General features: G+C 38.4%; 21 protein-coding genes. 5 read left to right on the top strand and 16 right to left on the bottom strand.

Annotated features, from left to right (window positions below):
* Nucleotides 1-22: 22 nt before the first annotated feature.
* The gene (locus tag QBK89_RS00180; RefSeq protein WP_284138984.1) at nt 23-1,306 is read right to left on the bottom strand and encodes a PTS sugar transporter subunit IIC; all 1,284 of its coding nucleotides are present in this window, start codon (nt 1,304-1,306) and stop codon (nt 23-25) included.
* 2 nt (nt 1,307-1,308) lie between these two features.
* Entirely contained in the window at nt 1,309-2,625 is a 1,317-nt protein-coding gene (locus QBK89_RS00175; protein ID WP_284138983.1) for a 6-phospho-beta-glucosidase, read from the bottom strand.
* Nucleotides 2,626-2,920: 295 nt separating this feature from the next.
* Between QBK89_RS00175 and QBK89_RS00170 the strand changes: the two genes are divergently transcribed.
* On the top strand, nt 2,921-3,649 hold the full coding sequence (locus tag QBK89_RS00170) for a GntR family transcriptional regulator (protein WP_284138982.1): 729 nt from the start codon (nt 2,921-2,923) through the stop codon (nt 3,647-3,649).
* A gap of 40 nt (nt 3,650-3,689) precedes the next feature.
* A complete protein-coding gene (gene chbG, locus QBK89_RS00165; RefSeq protein WP_284138981.1) occupies nt 3,690-4,391 on the top strand; it encodes a chitin disaccharide deacetylase in 702 nt (233 codons plus the stop codon).
* Between the two features lie 16 nt (nt 4,392-4,407).
* On the opposite strand, the gene QBK89_RS00160 is transcribed toward chbG, so the two are convergent.
* From QBK89_RS00160 to QBK89_RS00145, 4 genes are all read right to left on the bottom strand, one after another.
* Complete coding sequence (locus tag QBK89_RS00160; protein ID WP_284138980.1) at nt 4,408-5,070, bottom strand: TetR/AcrR family transcriptional regulator; 663 nt, start codon at nt 5,068-5,070, stop codon at nt 4,408-4,410.
* Nucleotides 5,071-5,185: 115 nt separating this feature from the next.
* Nucleotides 5,186-6,202, bottom strand: coding sequence for an ABC transporter permease (locus tag QBK89_RS00155; RefSeq protein WP_284138979.1), 1,017 nt, complete (start codon nt 6,200-6,202; stop codon nt 5,186-5,188).
* A complete protein-coding gene (locus QBK89_RS00150; protein WP_284138978.1) occupies nt 6,193-6,930 on the bottom strand; it encodes an ABC transporter ATP-binding protein in 738 nt (245 codons plus the stop codon). Before QBK89_RS00150 ends, QBK89_RS00155 begins: the two co-directional genes overlap by 10 nt.
* Before the next feature lie 270 nt (nt 6,931-7,200).
* Nucleotides 7,201-8,523 carry a hemolysin family protein gene (locus QBK89_RS00145; protein ID WP_284138977.1) on the bottom strand — a complete coding sequence of 441 codons (1,323 nt, stop codon included), beginning with the start codon at nt 8,521-8,523 and terminating at the stop codon, nt 7,201-7,203.
* 202 nt (nt 8,524-8,725) lie between these two features.
* On the opposite strand from QBK89_RS00145, the gene QBK89_RS00140 reads away from it, so the two are divergent.
* The 3 genes from QBK89_RS00140 (at nt 8,726) to QBK89_RS00130 (ending at nt 10,580) form a co-directional block, all read left to right on the top strand.
* Nucleotides 8,726-9,169 carry a universal stress protein gene (locus QBK89_RS00140; protein WP_284138976.1) on the top strand — a complete coding sequence of 148 codons (444 nt, stop codon included), beginning with the start codon at nt 8,726-8,728 and terminating at the stop codon, nt 9,167-9,169.
* A 198-nt stretch (nt 9,170-9,367) separates the two neighbouring features.
* Complete coding sequence (locus QBK89_RS00135) at nt 9,368-10,111, top strand: threonine/serine exporter family protein (protein WP_284138975.1); 744 nt, start codon at nt 9,368-9,370, stop codon at nt 10,109-10,111.
* 28 nt (nt 10,112-10,139) lie between these two features.
* Nucleotides 10,140-10,580 carry a threonine/serine exporter family protein gene (locus tag QBK89_RS00130; protein ID WP_284139276.1) on the top strand — a complete coding sequence of 147 codons (441 nt, stop codon included), beginning with the start codon at nt 10,140-10,142 and terminating at the stop codon, nt 10,578-10,580.
* Nucleotides 10,581-10,676: 96 nt separating this feature from the next.
* On the opposite strand, the gene QBK89_RS00125 is transcribed toward QBK89_RS00130, so the two are convergent.
* The 10 genes from QBK89_RS00125 to spoIIID form a co-directional block, all read right to left on the bottom strand.
* Nucleotides 10,677-13,745, bottom strand: a complete 3,069-nt coding sequence (locus QBK89_RS00125; protein WP_284138974.1) for an efflux RND transporter permease subunit — start codon at nt 13,743-13,745, stop codon at nt 10,677-10,679.
* Between the two features lie 3 nt (nt 13,746-13,748).
* Nucleotides 13,749-14,612, bottom strand: a complete 864-nt coding sequence (locus QBK89_RS00120; RefSeq protein WP_284138973.1) for an efflux RND transporter periplasmic adaptor subunit — start codon at nt 14,610-14,612, stop codon at nt 13,749-13,751.
* Nucleotides 14,613-14,629: 17 nt separating this feature from the next.
* Nucleotides 14,630-15,478, bottom strand: coding sequence for a TetR/AcrR family transcriptional regulator (locus QBK89_RS00115; RefSeq protein ID WP_284138972.1), 849 nt, complete (start codon nt 15,476-15,478; stop codon nt 14,630-14,632).
* Nucleotides 15,479-15,654: 176 nt separating this feature from the next.
* Complete coding sequence (locus QBK89_RS00110; protein ID WP_284138971.1) at nt 15,655-15,840, bottom strand: hypothetical protein; 186 nt, start codon at nt 15,838-15,840, stop codon at nt 15,655-15,657.
* A gap of 155 nt (nt 15,841-15,995) precedes the next feature.
* Nucleotides 15,996-16,418: a 3-hydroxyacyl-ACP dehydratase FabZ gene (gene fabZ, locus QBK89_RS00105; RefSeq protein ID WP_284138970.1), complete on the bottom strand. Its 423-nt coding sequence runs from the start codon at nt 16,416-16,418 to the stop codon at nt 15,996-15,998.
* 125 nt (nt 16,419-16,543) lie between these two features.
* Nucleotides 16,544-16,885, bottom strand: coding sequence for a DNA-directed RNA polymerase subunit beta (locus QBK89_RS00100; RefSeq protein ID WP_284138969.1), 342 nt, complete (start codon nt 16,883-16,885; stop codon nt 16,544-16,546).
* Between the two features lie 127 nt (nt 16,886-17,012).
* The gene (locus tag QBK89_RS00095; protein WP_284138968.1) at nt 17,013-17,843 is read right to left on the bottom strand and encodes a flagellar hook-basal body protein; all 831 of its coding nucleotides are present in this window, start codon (nt 17,841-17,843) and stop codon (nt 17,013-17,015) included.
* 63 nt (nt 17,844-17,906) lie between these two features.
* Nucleotides 17,907-18,710 carry a flagellar hook-basal body protein gene (locus QBK89_RS00090; protein ID WP_284138967.1) on the bottom strand — a complete coding sequence of 268 codons (804 nt, stop codon included), beginning with the start codon at nt 18,708-18,710 and terminating at the stop codon, nt 17,907-17,909.
* 39 nt (nt 18,711-18,749) lie between these two features.
* Nucleotides 18,750-19,751 (bottom strand): rod shape-determining protein, encoded by a 1,002-nt coding sequence (gene mreB, locus QBK89_RS00085; protein WP_284138966.1) that lies wholly within the window; start codon nt 19,749-19,751, stop codon nt 18,750-18,752.
* A gap of 346 nt (nt 19,752-20,097) precedes the next feature.
* Nucleotides 20,098-20,379, bottom strand: coding sequence for a sporulation transcriptional regulator SpoIIID (gene spoIIID / locus QBK89_RS00080; protein ID WP_284138965.1), 282 nt, complete (start codon nt 20,377-20,379; stop codon nt 20,098-20,100).
* Between the last annotated feature and the right edge of the window lie 448 nt (nt 20,380-20,827).

Below are 20,827 nucleotides of genomic sequence, written 5' to 3'. Positions count from 1 at the left end.
TAATTGTTTAAGCCTTCCATATTTAGCTTGCTTTGTCTCTAATTTGTTGACTTAATGCACGTACCCCTGCCATGACAAATGGAATGTACATGAGCACCGCGAGCGAAAGGTTGAATAATTGAAGTGCTATTCCTCGCCAGCTTCCTCCAGTTACGAGATATCCACTTAGAATAGGTGGTGTTGTCCATGGTAATATTGCCACTGTTTTTGGAACAATACCTGTGGATAAGGCGACATAAGAAATAACCGTTAATACTACTGGCACAAGGATAAATGGTACAAGGAATACAGGATTTAAAACAATTGGCAGTCCAAATATTACTGGTTCATTAATATTAAAGAGTCCTGCAGGTGAAGATAGCTTTGCTACCTCACGATATGGATGGTTTCTTTCCATTCGAACAACGATAAATACTGCGATTAATAATGCAATAGTCGTTCCTGACCCACCCATGTAAACAAACACATCAAAAAACGGTTTTGTTACTACATATGGTACCTCAAATGCGGATAATCCACCAGCCCATAAATCGGCATTCTTCTCGATTAAAGGTAAATAAATCGGTTCGATAACCCCACCAAGAATGTTCGTTCCATGGAGACCAAAGAACCATAATAGATGATTTAAAAAGGCGATGATGATTGCTGCTGGTAATGTGTTTCCTAAGCCTTGTAATGGCTTTTGTATGGCATTAAAGATAAGTTCAAATACACTCATTTCGACAAAAACAGTCATTAACGCTTGGAATAATCCAACAATCATAAGAATAATTACAGCTGGGAAAAGTGCTGCAAATGATTTTGCAACTCCTTCTGGTACTCCTTCTGGCATTCTAATCGTTAAACGCTTCGTATTAACCAATACTCGGAACAACTCTGTTAAAACAATCGCAACAAAGATTCCGACAAATAGCCCTTGTGAACCAAGCCAAGCAAAATTCAAGCCCCAATCCGCTGTTACAGGAACAAGCATAATATAGCCTGCAACCGAGATTAAGCCGGCAGATAATCCGTCAATTTCATAGGATTTCGCTAAATTATACGCTATCGAAAAAGCAATAAGTAATCCTAAAACAGCAAAGGTTCCGTTCCAAATGGAGCCACCGACCTGCTGCCAATTTCCATCCCCAAATAAATTATTCATTATGTCAACAAAATTAAAGCTTCCGAGTGGCGGGAAGTTATTAAAGAGAACAGCTAATGAACCGACAATAATTAATGGCATTATTGCCACAAATCCATCACGAATGGCTACTAAATGACGTTGTGAACCAATACGACCAGCAATTTCAATAAATTTTTGCATTTTTATGCCCCCCTAAAAAATTGTGGTAAAAACGTTTTATTCGCTTCAAGCATTTCGTCTAATAACACTTTACTTCTCTTTTCATCTGCAATTAATGGATTCATCACAAACGCAAGATATGCATCATGATAATTTCCTGTAACCGCCGCTTGAATGACGAGTTCCTCAAACGCTTTCATTTGTAAAATTAAGCCTTTTACACTAAGTGGTAATGGGCCTATTCCAATTGGCTTCGGTCCACTCTTAGTGATTACCGCATTCACTTCAATGATCGCATCATGTGGTAGCTCAGGAATCGCACCATTGTTTCTTGTATTGACGGTTTGAATGTCTTCCCTATTATTATATATCGAATCTATTAAACTACAGGCTACATCACTATAAAATGCTCCCCCTCTCTTTTCTAGCTCTTTTGGTTTCTCCTTTAATTCAGGATTTTTATATATTTGAAATAAGGATTCCTCTAGTTGTTGCACAACTTCAGCTCGTGTTCCATGCTCTTCAAATGCCTTTACATCTTTTTCAAGTACATCCTTCGTCTGAAAATAATATTGATGATACGGATTTGGTAACAGTCGAGTGGATTCGATAAAATCCTTTGACCATCCTAAGCTAACAATATTCGCTGGTGAGTAATCGAGATCCGCACTTGCCAATGTTTCTAGCACTTCTTTTGTGCGTTCTTCTCCATTTACGGTTACACTTTTACCAAAAACAAAGTGATTAAGCCCAACAAAATCAATCGTTACCTCATGTGGTTTTGCTTGCAATATTTCTGCAGCTGAATGTCGCATATTATATGGTATGTTACAAACTCCGATAACTTTTTGATGCTTTGAATGCTTCATAATTGCTTCCGTTACCATCCCAGCTGGATTCGTGAAATTAATCATCCACGCATTTGGACAGATTTCATGAATGTCTGCGGCAATCTCTAACAGGACTGGTATAGTACGGAAAGCTTTCAAAATACCACCGGCTCCATTCGTCTCCTGACCAATAAAGCCATGACTTAGTGGAATACGTTCATCCTTTGCACGGGCTTCTAACCCACCTACACGAATTTGAGTCGTAACAAAGTCAGCTTGCTGTAATGCTTTTCTGCGATCAAGTGTCCATGATAATTGAATTGGCTTATTTGCTTTTTCAATCATTCGCAACGCAAGATTTCCGATAATGTCTAATTTTTCTTCGCCAGCCTCAATGTCTACTAGGACAATTTCAGTAACTGGGAAACGGTCATGTCGTTTAATTAATCCTTCAATAATTTCTGGTGTGTAGCTTGACCCGCCACCAATGACAACTACTTTTAATGACATAACAGTTCTCTCCTTAGGTGTGAATTAATAATCAAATCGTTTTCTAAACAAATGAAAGCGCTTTTCAAAAAAACCATACGATTACAAGGGATACATTACGTAACCCACTTTCATTAAATTTCTTCTGCGCATGAAAGAAGATTAATCTTTTTTCACCTTAAATGTATCATACAATATTTATATTGTCCATACAATTACAAAAAATATTTTTTAATTGTTACTACAAATGTTTTATATTGTCTTAATTTGTTATATCCTGTACACTCTAAGTAGCATATGTATAAAGGAGTAACCAATGGATAAACATCAATCTCTACATGCTTATATTAAAGAGGAACTACTTAATAGAATTAAATCAAACACGTATAAAAAAGGGGAGCAAATACCGACTGAACTTGAATTATGTAAGGATTTTGATGTCAGTAGAACAACTGTAAGACAAGCTTTAAATCAGCTAACGATGGAGGGGTATTTAGTTCGAAAGCAAGGCAAGGGGACATACGTGGCTGAGCAAAAGGTGAAGCAAACACTTTCCCATACAATGAATCGTTATAGTGATCAAGTTGCAAATCAAGGAAAGAAAGCAGAGGTTTCCCTTATCCAGATATCTGTTGTACCTGCAAATGAGCTAATAGAAAAGCACTTAGACGTTTCAACAAATGATCCAATTCAACGGATTGAACGCATTCGAAAAGCAAATGGCGAGCCGACACAATATGAAATCGCTTATATTCCTTGGTCAGTTGCACCAGGAATTACAAAGAAGCAAGCAGAAACTTCCTTATACGCCGCACTGAAAGATCCATTTGGTGTGCCAATTGCAAAAACTACGGAAAATATTGAAATTACTCTTGCCGACGAACAAATTAGCACCCACTTAGAGTGTGAGGAAGGCCTTCCATGCTTCTATATTGAAACTATCGCTGAAAATGAAGCGGGTAAACGGATTGAGTTTTCCAAATCGTATTTTAGAGGGGATAAAACAAACTTTACCATTGAACGGAATTATCCCATCGAGTCTTAAAAAAACAACAATCATACCATCAAATTTGGAGGTAATTCATATGAAAGTAATCTTTAATGCAGATGATTATGGATTAACAAGAGGAGTTACAGATGGAATTATTAAAGCCCATGTAGATGGAGTTGTTACAGCAACAACCATGATGATGAATGGAAGAGCCGTTGACTATGCAGTAGAACAAGCAAAGCAAAATCCAGCGCTTCAGGTTGGCATTCATCTCGTGCTGTCGTCTGGACGCCCACTTTCTGACAATGTCCCTGATCTGGTGGATACGGATGGTTTTTTTCGATTTAAAAATACGTTCTCTTCGATGGAACCACCGAATATTCAGCAGGTAGAAATCGAATGGCGTACGCAAATAGAGGCATTTATAAAAACTGGCTTACCACTACATCATATCGATAGCCATCACCACATACATGGCTGGGAGCCTTTAAAAGAAGTGGTTATTCGATTAGCAGAAGACTATAACGTCCCCGTAAGGTATGTAGATTCGTTAAAAGAGCGCCCTGATCTATTATTAACAGAAGCACTCTTTCTAGAATTTTATGGTGAAAGTATCTCCACAGATATATTTACTGAATTAAAGAAGCTTCCGGTAAATACGGTAGAAGTGATGACACATCCTGCATATGTCGATACCGATTTAGAACAGCTTAGCTCGTATCGCAAATTGCGAGAAAAGGAATTAGAAATTCTCTGTTCTATTGAGTATCCTGATTGGGTTGAAAATCCCGCCTAAAACGTGGCGGGATTGTTTATTGACATTCATTTTTTCTGATTCCTTGCAAAATATATTCTACTGTGCGGCGCAATTCCAACTCATCGTCCCAATCCTTTTGTGGATTTAACATAAAACGATCAATCATAAACCCAATAATGGTGGGAACGATCATCCGTATAAGCACATCTGTTGGTAAATCACCTATTTCTCCTTTTTCCTTATAATACGTAAATGCATGATCCATTGCAGGATATACAGTTGTTCCAAAAACTTGCTTATATGTTGTCTGAATTTCCGGATGAAAAGCAAGCTCCTGTAATAATATTTTCAGGATTGGAACATTGGATTGGGCAAATTCAAAACGATTTCGAATAAACGCATACAACAGATCTTCAAAGCTTTGATAAGATTCATCAAAAACTTCTTTAACAAATTTCTCTGCGAAGAAAGGTGCAGAAAAATTTGCAATTGCTGGTGTAACTATTGCAACCAGCAAATCCTTCTTCGTCTCATAATGACGAAATATCGTTCCTTCTGCTACTCCCGCACGCCTCGCAATCTCACTAGTTGACGTATTGTAATATCCTTTTTCAGCAATTAATTCAATTGCCGCTTCTACGATTTGTGATTGTTTCTTTGTCATATGATTCCCTTCTTGCTGAATTGCTTTTAGCTTATCATCTAATGTTTCAGCCACTCGAATTTCTCCTTTCTTCCTTCATCGACTGCTTTTAAAGAGCTTGGTGTAAAAATGAAGTTACCTCATCTCTCCCAGCATTTCACAACTACTAAACTATTTACAAGCCCGGGCTTTATAAACTACGATACCGCTTGAGTGCAACAATATTTAAACTAATGCAAAGGAGCGAGAAACCGATTAGGACTGTAATATCTAGCACAACATTTGTTAAATGCTCCCCACGAATCATAATGGCAGTGAGAGCATCTGCCCCATAATAAAGCGGCATCAACTTTCCTATTACCTCTAGCCATGGAATGCCACTGATTGGAAATACGCCAGCAAAAAATACTTGTGGAACAATAACTATAGGAATAAATTGGATCATTTGAAACTCATTTTTCGCATAGGCTGAAAGAAGTGTACCCATACTTAAAGCAGCAATCGCAAGTAAAATGGTTATAAAAAGCACTTCTAAAAAAGAGCCAACCATATAAATATCCAGCACATAAATTGCATACGCAGCGACAATGACAGATTGTATTAATATAAATATACCAAATCCTATTAAATAGCCTGCTACAATTTCCCAACGTTTCAGCGGCGTTGCCAGCAGTCTTTCCAGCGTTCCCTGTGTACGTTCTCTTAAAAATGAAACACCACCTATAATAAAGGTAAAGAAGAACACAAAGAAGCCGATCAACACTGCACCAACATGATCAAACAAATTTAAATTTTTTGATCCATACAGAAATTCCACCTCCATTTGTGCTTGTGATGGATTATGCTCCTTCATCGCTTGATTAAATACACGCTGAACAGCACCATTTGCTGTTGGATCACTTCCCTCCATTTTTAAATAGAGTGTGCCACCTTGGACAGTCGCAAATGCATCTACTGCTTGCTCTTCTAATGCATCCAACGCTTCTTTTTCAGACATTGTAATGATTGTTGCAGTTTGATCGTTTAATGCTGTATCCAGCTGATTTGGAATATCATATATCGCAATTGTTGGTTCATAATCCTCTAAATCAAGTACAAGCCAAAGAAGGGTAATAACGAAAACAGGTGCGATAAACATAAGGGCGATACTCCGTTTATCACGAATAATCTGGCGCACAATCCGTTTAATTAATGCACTCAATCGCATATTGCCGCCTCCTTCACGCTTCCGTAGTAAAGAAAGGCCGCTTCTAAAGAAGTTGTATTGCTCGCTGCTTTCAACGTTGCTGCACTGCCATTCGCTATTATTTTTCCTCCGCGGAGTAATGCAAGCTGATCACATTTTTCCGCTTCATCCATCACATGGGTCGTGATGATGATTGTAGTACCTTGTGCTTGTAGCTTCTTTAAATCCTTCCAAATCGAAGCACGCAAAACCGGATCAATCCCTACGGTTGGTTCATCTAAAATTAATAGCTCCGGTCTATGCAACAATGCAATTGCTAATGACATCCTTCTCCGCATTCCTCCTGAATAATTTTCCAACACTTTATCTAAATGAGGGGATAAATTAACAATTGCTGCTGTTTCTTCTATCCGCTGGCCTCTGTCTTTCTTTCCTATTCCGTATAGTGCTGCAAAAAAATCCATATTTTCTCTTCCTGTTAATTCATTATAAAGTGCGTCACTTTGCGCCATGTACCCAATACTATTCATCGACTTTAAGGAAGGAATTTTCTCATTCCCAATTTTTACTGTTCCAGATGTTGGCAGCAATAAACCGAGCATAATTTTCACTAAGGTCGTTTTTCCAGATCCCGATGGTCCCAGCAAGCCAAATAGCTGTCCTTTCGATACCTTCAAGGTGACATCATTTAAGATTTTCTCCTTGTGAAACGCCTGCTGAATGTTTTTCATTTCAATAAATGCTGACATCCTTATCCTCCTTTTATGATAACGAGTGAGTGATTACTCACTTTTATCATAAGTATACTCCACAAAAAAGTAAAGAAGAATAAATAAAAGGATCACTTTATCACTCTGTAGAAAGTGTTCTTTTTCAACATGAAAAGCAGGAGTTTGCAACCAATGGCATAGCGAAAGCATGTTGAAGAGGTCATGCATGTGCCTTCTATGGTAAAAATGACCCGATTTGCAAACTCCGGTAATATTGTGCTGTTTTCCATGTCAAAGCTGTATTTTTTCTTATGATGTTTTATCCGTTTCTTTTGGTTGCTTCGTAATCATTACTTTATCCACGCGCACATGATCCATATCAATAATTTCAAGCTTTAGATTCTCTACGATAATTGTATCCCCTACTTTTGGAATATTTCCTAAGTACATCGTGAAAAAGCCTCCAAGTGTATGATAATCATTACTATCTTCAATTGCCGGAAAGTCCTCTAATTCAAAGAAGCGAACAAACGTGTCAACAGATACTAGTCCATCTGCTAACCAGGTCGTCTCATCTCGCTCGGTTATTTGTACTTCCGTTAGCTCATCCCGTAATGGCATATCACCAACAATCGTCTCAATAAAATCATGTAATGTAACAAACCCTTCAATTCCCCCATACTCATCAATGACTACCGCCTCATGATGACCCGTTTCCTTTAACGTTTCTAAGGCTTGTAGCACCTTCATATGCTCTGGCAGTACAAGAGTCTCATCAATACAATCCTCAATAGAAAATGTTTCTTCAGAAAGTAAACGCGAAAAAACCTTCTTTGTATAAATCACCCCTAAAAAATGATCCAAACTTCCCTTTCCAACTGGAAAAATGGAATGATAGCTCGTACTGATTAATTCCATATTTTCTTCATAGGAGCTCTCCACATCAATCCATATAAGCTGTGTTCGTGGTGTTAATATATCACCTAGTCGTTGATCACCCATATAAAAAATTTGATCAACCATTTCATGTTCCATCTTATCTACTACACCACTATATACACCTTGCTCAATCAATAATTGAATTTCTTCTTCGGTTACATCAGGCTCGTCTGATTTTTTAATACCTAATATTTTCAATACAAGTGACGTGGATCGACTTAATATCCAGATTAATGGTCTTCCAAGCTTTGCAAAGTAAAACATTGGTTTTGCGACAAGTAATGCTACTTTTTCTGGATTACTTAGACCGATTTGCTTTGGTGCGAGCTCCCCAATTACTAAGGATAAATACGTTGTGATTGCCACTACTCCAAATAAGCTTAGCTCGGAACTAATTGGAGCTAAGAAGTCTATTTTAGCTACATATACAGAAATTTGGTTGGCAATCGCAGCGCCCCCAAAAGCCCCCGTAATAATACCGATTAAGGTAATCCCAATTTGAATCGTTGATAGTAAATCAGTCGGATTTTCTGCCAGCGTAAGCGCAAAGCTCGCTCGCTTATCGCCTTCTTTTTTTCGTTGCTCCAATCGTGCCTTTCTTGATGTAACGATGGCTATTTCTGTCATCGCAAAAAGGCCATTGGCAACAATTAAAATGAGTATGATTATAGTGGAAACGAGTAAACTGTTCAATGTTATTTCTCCATTTCTTTATAAGATACTTGTGTAATTTTAGTTTATCATTTTCATTTCTCTTCTCCAAAAGCTAGAACACTTTTCTATTCCTAACATTTCCGTGAACTTCTTAAAAATAAGCAGGAGTTTGATTGCCTGTTACCGAATTGTTTTATAAAGAACTTAAATATGAAAGGAGAGAAAGGTGTGCCAGTCTTGAATGGCACAGCCGCATAAAATGAATTTGCCTATTATTGTTCCAATAGATGACTCAGAGTATTCTTACCATGCACTTAAATACGCGATCGAGTTTGCAGAAAAAATGGATGCAAAAGTGATCGTATTAAACGTACAGCCTAATATTCAAACCGTTAACGTGCAGCGCTTTTTTAGTAAGGAAGAAATAAAAGAGTATTCACTAGGCATCGGTAAGGAAATTTTAGATAAAACTGATGTACTTACAACGGATCGTAATGTCTCGGTAGAAAAAGTAATTCGTATTGGTATCCCGAAAGTAGAAATATGTTCGGTGGCTAAAGAGTTTAAAGCGCATTCAATCGTAATGGGCTCACGGGGATTAGGTCCGATTCGTGGAACGGTTCTTGGTAGTGTAAGCTATGGTGTGCTTCATGAAGCACCATGTCCTGTCACGATTGTTCCATAATGTATATAGCCAATGAGGGGCAAACGGGAAAATCCGTTTGCTTTTTTATACGAAAACTGTATTGAAGGTTCGAACAATCACAAGCTAGATACAGTGCTTTGAAACTGAATAAACTGAAAACAAATCCTTTCTTTTCTAAATGCGTGTGAGCGTCTATAATGTGTATAGGAATTGGGTAAATGAAAGTAAGGTGAACATATGACAACAACAGATTCCATTACAAAAGTATGTATGCTTGCAGGTAAAATAATGCTCGCTTCTGGCGCTGAAACGTATCGAGTAGAAGATACAATGAATCGTATCGCTGCCGCATATGGATTAGATGACGCTCAGAGCTATGCAACCCCCACTGGGATAAACTTTTCAAAGGAACAAGCTGATCCAGCTAATTTCATGCGGATTTCTAAACGTACAACAGATTTGCATAAAATAGCTGAAGTAAATAAAATTTCAAGAAGTATTGCTGCAGGCAATTTAGAAATAAAAGAAGCATATCTAGCTTTAAAGGAGTTAGAAACGAGGCCTTTTCAGTTTTCTAACTGGCTGCAAATCATCGCGGCGGCTATTTCAAGTGGCTGCTTTACCATTATGTTCGGAGGGTCATGGACAGACTTTCTTCCAGCAATGATTGCTGGTGGATTAGGATTCACGGCGATGCTCTTTGTGGATGGATTCTTAGAAATTCGTTTTATTGCTGAGTTTACCGCCTCACTATTCATTGCAATGCTTGCAGTTCTTTTTATCAGTCTGGGGATTGGCGTTGATTTAGACAAGATTATCATTGGAGCAGTAATGCCGCTTGTTCCGGGTCTACACATTACGAACGCGATTCGAGATCTCATGGCTGGTCATCTCGTGGCTGGTGTTTCCAAAGGGGTCGAAGCAACGCTAACAGCATTTGCTATTGGGGCTGGTGTTGCAGCAGTTGTAATGTTTATATAGCAGATAGATCGGAGGAATTGTTTTGACCATTTTTGCACAGCTAGTTACTAGCTTTATTGCCTCAGCGGGCTTCGGGATAATATTTAATGCCCCCAAAAAATCTTTAATTCAATGTGGATTGATTGGTATGGTCGGCTGGGTATTATACTTTATCCTTGTATCCAAGACCATGGATGCAGTTCCAGCTACTATATTAGCTGCAATGCTCGTAGCTGTATTAAGTCAAATTAGTGCGAAGGTATTTAAAACCCCGATAATCATTTTTAATGTATCTGGTATTATTCCACTTGTTCCAGGTGGAATGGCTTATAATGCGATGCGTTATTTTGTAGAAAATGATTATTACATGGCCGTTCAATATTCAACAAAGGTAATGCTTCTTTCAGGTGGAATTGCTTTCGGGCTTATGTTTTCTGAGGTTGCCAATCAAATCATTCGTAAGACCTGGAAACCTACTAGAAACAGCTAGCATTTAGTTCATCGATTAATCTAGGTGACTAACCTTTTTCAATCGAATAGATTATGAATAAAGCTCTTCGCAATATTTGCGAAGAGCTTTTCTCCATTATGCTTCCTTTTTCTTTCTACGTTTCGTAATCTTTGCAGTTAAATCATCAAAATAAGTGTATACAACCGGAATTAACAGTAATGTAAAGATACTTGAAACACCAAGCCCAAAAATAATAGTTACTGCCATCGGCTGCTGTGTTTCTGCGCCTTCACCTAAAGCAAGTGCTAACGGAACCATTGCTAAAATCGTCGTTAAGGTTGTCATTAAAATTGGTCGTAATCTTGATCGTCCCGCTTCCATAATTGCTTCGTAGCGATCAATCCCTCTGCGACGCAAAATATTAATATAATCAACTAGCACAATAGAGTTATTAACAACAATTCCCGCAAGCATGATGATACCAATAAAGGCCGGTATGCTTAGAGGTAGATCTGTAATAAATAATCCTACCATTACACCAACCACTGTTGCCGGCATCGAGAACATGATGATAAACGGAAATAGGAAATTCTCAAATTGAATGGCCATTACCGCATACACGAGAAAGATTGAAAAGATGAGCGCCAACGCTAAATCAGTAAAGGCTTCTGCCATGTCTTCGGCTTGCCCACCAATCGAATAACTATATCCTTCTGGAAAATTCATCTCATCTAGCGTCTTTTCTACATCCTTTACAATACTATTTAAATCGCGATTTACAATTTCCGATGTAACATTCATTTGTGGTTGTTGATTTTGACGTAGTAGGGTTGCTGGTCCTTGAACTTGCTGAAAGGTTACTACCTCTTCTAATGGAATAACAGCACCTGTTGGTGATGAAAGCTTCAGATCCTGTAAATCGCTTAATTCATCTCGCTCCGCTTCCGGATAAAATAGTGTTACATCCATTTCATGACCCGCTTCACGATATTGCGTAGCGACTTGACCAGAGAATTGGAACTGAACTTGACCTAAAATTTGTTCTTGTGTCAATCCAAACATCGCCGCTTTTTCTTTATCAATCGTAATATCAAGCTGTGGTACTCCTTCAGATGCTGCTGACTCTGGATTATATACCCCAGGCACATTAGAAATTTCTTGTACAACCTCCGTAGCAAGCTCCTGAAGCACCTGATGCTCTGGTCCATTCAATTGCACTTGAATAGGATCCCCCATGCCCATGCCACCTTCTAAGGCACTTACCGTAATTTCAGCACCGGGAATTCCTTGTAGTGTGTTATCTATTTCCTGCGCTAATTCGGATGTTGTCTTACTTCGTTCACTTGCAGAAACTAGCTGCATAGTATAGGTTGCTTGATTACTGCTTGAACCGGACATCCCAAATCCGCCGCCCCCGACGCTCACATAATTTGTTTCAATGATATCTTCATAGGTTTGCAGTTTTTCATTGATTTCATCAACTACTTCTTGTGTATGCTTTAACGAACTGCCTGAAGCAGTTTCCACACGAATTTCCATTTGGCCTTGATCAGCGGATGGAATAAATTCTGCCCCGATCCAAGGAATTAAAGCTAAACTGGCTACAATCGCAAGAAGCGTGCTTAAAATCGTTGTTTTACGATATTTCAATACTCGCTTTAGCACCTTTGCATAGCCATTCTTTACACGCTCCAACAGACGATTAAACCAATATCTCCGTCCATGATTCTCCATTGCCTTTGAAAGTAACTTGGAAGATAGCATTGGTACTAATGTTACTGCAACAACTAAAGAAGCAATAAGTGAAAATGATACTGCAAGCGCAAGCGGTGTAAATAAATCGGATGCGATCCCTTCCACATATACAATTGGTAAAAATACGACTAACGTTGTTGTAGTAGACGCAATAACTGCTGGTGCTAGTTCAGAAGCTCCCTTTAGAGCACTTTCAAACAAGCTGTATCCACGTTGACGGTAGGAATAAATATTTTCCAAAATAACAATAGAGCTATCTACCATCATACCAAGCCCTAATGCGAGCCCTCCTAATGTGAGTGCATTTAATGTTTGACCTGTGAAATACATCAGCGCAAAGGTCGAAATAATCGCAATTGGAATGGATAATCCAATAACAATCGTCGCTCGAATGCTTTTTAAAAAGAGTAAAAGAATAAAAATGGATATTGCTCCACCAATTAAAATATTTTGTACAACAGAATCTATTGATAGCTTAATAAATTCAGACGTATCAATTACTACATCCAGCTTTGCTCCCTTAGGAAGTTCTTGCTGAATTTCATCCATACTTTCTTGAATATTAGAAGCTACATTTACAGTATTCGCATCTGTTTTTTTCATGATGGATAATACAATAGACGGCTCTCCATTTACCAATGTTTCGGCGTTCGACTTTTTAAACGTATCTTTTACTTCTGCCACATCGGTAAGATGAATGGTAGCACCAGATTCTGTTTGCAGTAGCGTGTTTTCAATTTGCTCGATTGATTCGTATTCTCCTGTGAGACGAATCTGAAGGTCCTGTGCTCCTTTTTCAACTGTTCCAATTGAAGCTGACTGATTTTGGGTGCGTAGTGCCTGTGTAATTGATTGCCCATTTATTCCGTATTGCTGAAGCTTTCGCTGATCGAGAATAACTTGGATTTCTCTTTCTTTTGCTCCTTCAACCGTTACAGATGCTACACCTTCTTGTCGTTCAAAAAAGGGAACAATTTGATCCTCTGCAATTTCCGTTAATGCTTCTGCTTCCTTTCCGGTCACACTAACCCAAATTACCGGCAATTGATCTGGACTAAACCGCATGATTCGTGGTTCGCCTGCTTGTTCTGGTAAAAATCCTTTTGCTTGATCCACTTTTTCTCTTACATCAAGCAGTGCCTGATCTAAATCTACGCCATTATTAAACATCATCACGACTAAAGAAGATCCTGATTGTGATTGAGACTGGACGGTATTTATTCCTTCTACGGAGCTTATCGATGATTCAATCGGTCGGCTAATCAGATTCTCTACTTCCTGTGGTGCTGCATCTGCATAAGAAGTAGCGATAACAGCAACTGGAAGGTCTATCTTCGGGAATAAATCAATAACAAGATTTCTAACCGAAACAATACCGAGCGCAATGATCGCTAACACGATCATAATGACGCCAACGGGCCGTTTTATAGATGTATGAACTAACTTCACGATTTATTCCCCACTTTCTTTTACTACGTCTACCTTGCTATTGTCGGAAAGGGTAAGCTGACCATTTACAACAATATCCTCTCCTGCCTTTACTTCTCCCTTAATAGCTGTTTGATAAGATTGTACGTCTTCTATTTCAATTGTTACTTTTTTTGCTTTCCCGTTAACAATTTTAAATATGAAAGAAGATCCGCTTTCTTCCATTACAGCTCTAGTAGGAACGATTAGTGTATCTTGCACGCGTTTTATAGGAACACGCATTTTCACTACTGTCCCTGGTAATATCGTCTCTTTTTTATTGTCTACTGTTGCTTCAACTGTAAATAAACCTGCATCATTAGGGATTGTTCCTATACTAGTAACTTTTGTATCATATGTATCCTTCCCTAATTTAATCGGATACTGTTCTTCTTGCTGCAACGTTTTTTGCATTGATTCGGTCACTGAAAAAGAAACCTTTAACGGATTTAAATCTACAATCATCGCAATCGGTTCTTCTCCAGAAACTTGCATGCCTTCATCGGCTGCAAAATCAACAATCGTTCCATCGGTAGGTGCATAAATTGTTTGATTTCCTCTAGGTGTTTGAATAACTGCTAATTTATCATCTTCAGTAACCTTTTCTCCCTCCTTTACTTTCCACTCATCTACTTCTCCTGGGCTAGAAAGAATAATTGGGGTAGAACGAGAAGGGGCTGTTCTTCCATAGATAGACTTCTCAATTACAAAGTCTCCTTCGGTCACCTTCATTGTTTCTACTGGAACAATTCGATCTTCTTTTTTCTCATTTGTAGCGTCGTCTTCTGTACAAGCCGACAGTAATCCTATTAAAAGGATAGCTACTAAACCAACATATATTTTTTTCATCTCGTTTACTCCTTTTTCTATAGTAATTCCACGTGACAACAAGATGCTAGCTGTTTACTTTCCATTTCAAGCTCGGGATAATTCCGAAAATGAACGAGTAGCCCTTGGAGCATTATTTTTTGTGGTTTTGTTTTAGATAGTTCCGCCTGTAATGCTTGCACAACCGCGTGTAGTTCTTCCTTTTTTTCGTTTGAAATGGATAGCTTCTGAATTTTATCTGTTAATTGGCGCATTTGCTTTCCTAAATCTTGTTGTGACTTCTGTTCCCTAATCGTTACAAGTGGCTGTTCTTCTGTTGTTAGCATGCCATAGACTAAGTCATTTAATCTTGAAACGATAAAATGCCCCAAACGTTCTCGATTAATTTGCACCCCTTCAAACACAATCCATTTTAAATACCCGTTCATTATTCCTTCTAACTGAATAACACAATCATTTAAAAATGGCATCACCTTATCCCCATAAATCGCATGAATATTCGTACACAACCACTCATAGTTCTGCTTTTTGATCGATTCAATTAACGTATCCATTTTTGTACCAATCGATATGTTTTCCCGGAGATACATCTGAATAAAGCTTTTATAGGAATAAATATAATTGATTAGAACTGTAATTTGCTCTGCCAAGCATTGACTTGGTGTTAAATTCTTTTGTTGCACAGCTTGTAACCTTTGGGTAATCTGTTCATTAAAGTAGGTGAAAATTATTGTGACAAAGTCTTCTTTTGAATCAAAATATACATAGAAGGATCCTTTTGAAACTCCTGCCATGTCCGCAATTTCTTGAATGGATGTAGCATGATATCCTTTCGCGGCAAAGAGGGAAAGTCCAGATTCAATCAGTTTCATTTTCTTATCGTTCAAGCGATCACCTTCTTTCACAATTCGAATTATTCTTTCACGACTGACCGGTCAGTCATTTCTATTTTAATAGTAACTATTATAAACGGGATTGCTCCTATACCACAAGAATTTAGCATATATTTTCAAACAAAAAAGCAGAATGAAGGATATAATCTCTTTCATCCTGCCTTACGTAATTATTTGTTATTTTGGTCTGTTCCGTTCATATCGTTGTTATTGTCGTTCATATCATTGTTGTTATCATTCACATCGTTGTTGTCGTTTTGATCAACAGGCCCATTGTCATCTACTGGATTATTGTCATTGTTCGTGTTACATGCTGTCAGTAATGACATTGCCAACAACGTCGCCCCAAATCTCATTACCCATTTCTTCTTCATGGATTACCCTCCTTCATGTATTGGTTTCAAGGTTATCTTGCCCCTTTTTTTTGAGACCATACAATAATTCTTACCATATGAAGGATTTTTCGGGATACCAGTAAATATGAAAGTATGATGCACTTATACATCTTACGTTATTTTATCGCAAATATGATTTCTGCCTCACAAGCAAGCTCTCCATCTACGGTAGCAACGCCCTTGCCTTTCCCTATCGGACCTTTTATACGAACAATCTCAACCTCTAATTTTAATTGATCGCCTGGTTTCACTTGCTTTTTAAAGCGACATTTATCAACACCTGCTAAAAAACCGAGCTTCCCCTTATTCTCTTCTTTTCCAAGAACGGCAATTGCTCCCACCTGTGCAAGTGCTTCTACAATTAACACACCTGGCATGACCGGATATTCTGGAAAATGCCCTTGAAAAAATGGCTCATTAATTGATACGTTTTTAATACCAACAACCCGCTTACCTTCTTCCATCTCTACTACTTTGTCAACTAACAAAAACGGGTAACGATGCGGAATCGTTTCTTTAATTTGTTCTATATCCATCATATGTATTTGCTCCTTTTCAAATAATTTATGTATGAAAATCTAACCGTATTTCCAATAGAAACAAAAGACTGTCCAGTAAAAAGCATTTCACAGCTGAAAGGGCTTTTCTGAGCAGTCTTTCTTTATTATTTTTCTTTCTTAACGATGTCAATGATATGCTGCCATGTTTCCTTTTCTAAAACATCTTGCGGGACACCTTCACCGATAACACCGTAACCAATCATTAAACCTGCAACAAGCGCTCCTACAGCAAGGAGAAGAACAACGATTATACGTAGCCATATTGGAAAAATTCGTCTTCTTAGCTTTTCAGTTTTTTGTTTTTCCTGTTTCTGCAGCTTTTTTTGCTGCTTACGCGTTTTGACATCTTCTTTTTCCTTGTTGGCAGTTTGAACCGCTTCCGTCTCTTTCGTCTGCTTCAGCGATTGTTCAGCAGTGCCTGTTTTCTCCAATTGCTTTGTTCCCATGGATTGTTTCTCCTTATTCTCTGCTTCATTCACAAGTTCATCACTTTATGGTATTAAAAACAATATAAAGCAACAACTTGCAATTCGTCAATAGGACGCTTGTCACGTCTATTCAATGAAAGCATCGTTAACGAAGCTGGTTAATTAGACCAAGCATCTGATCAGACATGGAAATGGTTCTTGCATTAAACTGATAGGAGCGTTGAGTTGAAATCAGGTCTGTCATCTGTTCAGCCATATTAACATTTGAACTCTCTAATACACCACTTTTAACAGAAGCAGTATTAGGACCGACTTCTTGTAGGATCTCTCCTAATGTATAATTTAATGCGTCCAAGTCAGGGAGTCTAAAGTTGTTATCACCAGTAGCTTCAAGCACCCGTGGGCGAATTGCTTGTACCATAGAAAGATTTCCTACCGCTTCCATTTGATTGCCTCTTCTAACCAATACTGCTCCATTTGATTCAATTGAAATTTCATCAAATCCAGTAGGAATTACGATGGGACCATTCTGCCCTAACACAGGGTTTCCATCCTTCGTAACAAGCATTACGGTTTGATTCGTCGCATCTGGACTAAGATAAAACGAACCATCGCGAGTATACCGCGTTTCCTGAACCCCATTCTCCGTTACTTGTATTTGAAACAAGTGGTTTTTCTCTAATAAAGCTACATCTAGTTCTCGACCAGTCTCTTGAATTGCTCCAGGCGATAAATCAATATTGATTGAACCTAGCCTTGCACCAGCACCGACACGAACACCATCAGGAGTAAGTCTTCCAGCCTCAAATGGTGGATTTTTAAGGTTATCAATTTGCTGAAACAATAAGGAAGAAAAATCTGCTTGCCGATTTTTATAGCCAGTCGTTTGACTATTTGCCATGTTATTTCCGATTAAATCTAATTTGCTTTGTAGCTGATTCATCGTTACAGCTGCTTGAATCATCGCACGTGACATGCTGTATCCTCCCGTCGTTTCTGTTCTTTTTAAAAGCCTAGATGGTTTGAATTAGCAGCTAGCTTAACCGATTCGACCAATCTCATTTACTGCCTTCCCCATACTCTCATCATATGCTTTTAACACCCGTTGATTCGTTTCAAACAAACGATACGATTCCATCATCTGTGTCATCATTTGTAATGAATCAACATTGGAACGTTCTAAGGCGCCTTGACGAATTTGGTATGTAACATTCGCAGGTATTGGTACAGCTTCCCCCTGGAATAAATCATTTCCTTCTTTCACGAGCTCATTTGTATCCGCAACATAGTTCAAGCCAAGTGGAATATTTTGCCCATTCACGTCTATTACGCCATCTGGGAGAACTGTGATTTCCATTCCATCCGTTTGAATGGGATTGCCATTTTGATCAAGCACATAATAACCATGGTTGGTTACTAAATACCCTTGACCATCTACTGTGAAATTACCATTTCTCGTTAAGCGTGTATCACCTGCTTCATTTTGAACCGTAAAAAAGACGCTTCCCGTTTCATCTGGCAGCTGGCCATTCATAATTGCTAGATCTGTCGTGACTCCTGTATCGCGGATATCTCCCTGACCATGATTCGGAACCATTTCCTGAAGGTAAACACCCGTATTAAGTGGTCCGAGTGGTTGCTGTGTGGATATATTCATTCCATACTTTACTGGAAGCTCTTTTGTTCCCATTTTTTGCATAAGCAGCTCAGGAAAAGCTCTTAATGTCGTTTGATCTGCTTTATAGCCAGGTGTATTCACGTTGGATATGTTATTCGATAATGCCTCTTGCTGTCTTTGTTGGGCGATCATTCCACTTGCAGCAGTATAAAATCCTCTTAACAATCCAAGCCCTCCTCATTAAACGTAAAGACGTTTTGTTTATTATACGATACTTCTCCGCTCAATTTTGTCAATGTTTTCGAGCATCATACCTGTTCCTTTTGCAACACAATTCATTGGTTCTTCTGCAATAAATACAGGTACCTTTAGCTCTTCTGCTAATAATTGGTCAATTCCATGAATTAGTGCACCACCACCGGTTAAGATAACTCCACGGTCAATAATATCTGCAGACAACTCTGGTGGTGTTCTTTCTAATACTAACTTAGCAGCTTGTACAATTAAATATACAGATTCACGAAGTGCTTCTTCAATTTCATCCGAATGAATCGTAATGGTACGTGGTAAGCCTGTCACCATGTCTCTTCCCCGAATATCCATTGACTCATGACGTGAGCCTTGAAAAACAGTTGCTACATTTATTTTAATATCCTCAGCTGTTCTTTCCCCAATTAACAATTTATATTGCTTCTTTATGTAGCTAAGAATTTCGATGTCGAACTTATCACCAGCCATTTTAATGGACTCTGATGTTACGATGTCACCCATTGAAAGAACAGCAACATCTGTTGTTCCACCACCGATATCAACAACCATATTTCCGCTTGGTTGGAAGATTTCCATCCCTGCTCCAATAGCAGCTACCTTTGGTTCTTCTTCCAAATATACTTTTTTACCACCGGATTTTTCGGCTGCTTCCTTAATTGCTTTCTGCTCTACCTTTGTAATGTTAGTCGGGCAGCAAATGAGCATTCTAGGCTTTGATAAAAAGCCACGTACATTGATTTTATTTATAAAATGCTTTAGCATTGCTTCTGTCACATCAAAATCCGCAATAACCCCATCTTTTAACGGGCGAATTGCTTCAATGTTTCCTGGTGTACGCCCCACCATGCGGCGTGCGGCTTCTCCTACCTCAAGCACCCGGCCAGTTGTGCGATCCATTGCAACCACTGCTGGTTCATTTAAAACGATGCCTTTTCCTTTCACATGAATTAAAACGTTGGCAGTTCCAAGGTCAATTCCAATATCCCGAGAAAACATGAACAAGATCCTCCTAGCATGATTATCTATCTTGCATCTGTCCGAAAACACAATGCTACTATTATAATATTTTACCACAAACTTCTCCATATAACTGCAAAAATAGGAAAATAGATGCATTATTTTTAAATTAATTCAATCTATATTCTAAATTTGCATCATTTCAGCTTATATTTTAGAACAATTCGTCGATTAACTTTTTTTACCTGTCACATCTATCATAAAGAAAAACACAGCCTGGAACACGATTGGCTGTGTTTTGCATTGTCTACGGAAAACAAATGATGGATGTCACTCCCTACTTAAAGTCGTTATTATTCAGAAACAAAATATTAATTCCTAGAGATTACCCAATCGGTTCAACATCCTTCCTTTTTCCGGTATCAATTTTATATTTTTTTCTGGTGGCTTCTCCGCCTCTTAAATGCCGTATAGACTTGTGGTATTCCAAAATATCCTTCACTTTTAGGGCAAGCTCTGGATTTATTTCTGGTAGCCGCTCCGTTAAATCTTTATGGACGGTACTCTTGGAAACACCAAATTCCTTTGCGATCATACGGACGGTTTTCCTCGTCTCCACGACATGTTCTCCAATCCTGATCGTCCTTTCCTTGATGTAATCGTGCACACCGTTCGCCTCCCTATGTTGATATATCCGAGGTGTGGGTCGAGACAAGGTGATCCAAAAACATAAAACTCGCTTACGTTTTTGATTTATCACTTGCTTGCTTCTAGAACAAATGATGGTGGCTGTCAAAGAGCGTATCAAATATACGAGATTATAATCGAGATATGTAAGGAAGGAGCTTTTTATACGTACGACAGATAGCAATGATTTCAACCGAAATTTAGCGTTTTACAGCTGCTCCATACCGCATTCCTACAAGCTGCTTCTATTCGTTAACTAGTTAAGTTTACTTATAGAGCCACACAAGCGCTCACCCCAGATGTTTCTGAATGCTTGGTTTGTAACATTTTATTACATGACGACAGCGTTTATGATTAAATTTACTGCTTTGCTTATGTGGACAAGAACTTTATTTCGTAAAACCATTCCGAAAACAAAATTAAAAACC

The organism is Virgibacillus sp. LDC-1 (genome assembly GCF_030137545.1).
Lineage (GTDB): Bacteria > Bacillota > Bacilli > Bacillales > Amphibacillaceae > LDC-1.
Note: the sequence above shows the minus strand (reverse complement) of the source record. Positions and strands in the feature narration are given on the sequence as shown.

Excerpts from the sequence above, each read along its gene's own strand:
- QBK89_RS00180 (WP_284138984.1), bottom strand. The coding sequence starts at position 1,306 with ATGCAAAAATTTATTGAAATTGCTGGTCGTATTGGTTCACAACGTCAT.
- QBK89_RS00175 (WP_284138983.1), bottom strand. The coding sequence starts at position 2,625 with ATGTCATTAAAAGTAGTTGTCATTGGTGGCGGGTCAAGCTACACACCA.
- QBK89_RS00120 (WP_284138973.1), bottom strand. The coding sequence starts at position 14,612 with ATGAAAAAAATATATGTTGGTTTAGTAGCTATCCTTTTAATAGGATTA.
- QBK89_RS00155 (WP_284138979.1), bottom strand. The coding sequence starts at position 6,202 with ATGCGATTGAGTGCATTAATTAAACGGATTGTGCGCCAGATTATTCGT.
- QBK89_RS00095 (WP_284138968.1), bottom strand. The coding sequence starts at position 17,843 with ATGTCACGTGCGATGATTCAAGCAGCTGTAACGATGAATCAGCTACAA.
- QBK89_RS00135 (WP_284138975.1), top strand. The coding sequence starts at position 9,368 with ATGACAACAACAGATTCCATTACAAAAGTATGTATGCTTGCAGGTAAA.
- QBK89_RS00170 (WP_284138982.1), top strand. The coding sequence starts at position 2,921 with ATGGATAAACATCAATCTCTACATGCTTATATTAAAGAGGAACTACTT.
- QBK89_RS00140 (WP_284138976.1), top strand. The coding sequence starts at position 8,726 with ATGGCACAGCCGCATAAAATGAATTTGCCTATTATTGTTCCAATAGAT.
- QBK89_RS00110 (WP_284138971.1), bottom strand. The coding sequence starts at position 15,840 with ATGAGATTTGGGGCGACGTTGTTGGCAATGTCATTACTGACAGCATGT.
- fabZ (WP_284138970.1), bottom strand. The coding sequence starts at position 16,418 with ATGATGGATATAGAACAAATTAAAGAAACGATTCCGCATCGTTACCCG.
- QBK89_RS00100 (WP_284138969.1), bottom strand. The coding sequence starts at position 16,885 with ATGGGAACAAAGCAATTGGAGAAAACAGGCACTGCTGAACAATCGCTG.
- chbG (WP_284138981.1), top strand. The coding sequence starts at position 3,690 with ATGAAAGTAATCTTTAATGCAGATGATTATGGATTAACAAGAGGAGTT.
- mreB (WP_284138966.1), bottom strand. The coding sequence starts at position 19,751 with ATGTTTTCTCGGGATATTGGAATTGACCTTGGAACTGCCAACGTTTTA.
- QBK89_RS00150 (WP_284138978.1), bottom strand. The coding sequence starts at position 6,930 with ATGTCAGCATTTATTGAAATGAAAAACATTCAGCAGGCGTTTCACAAG.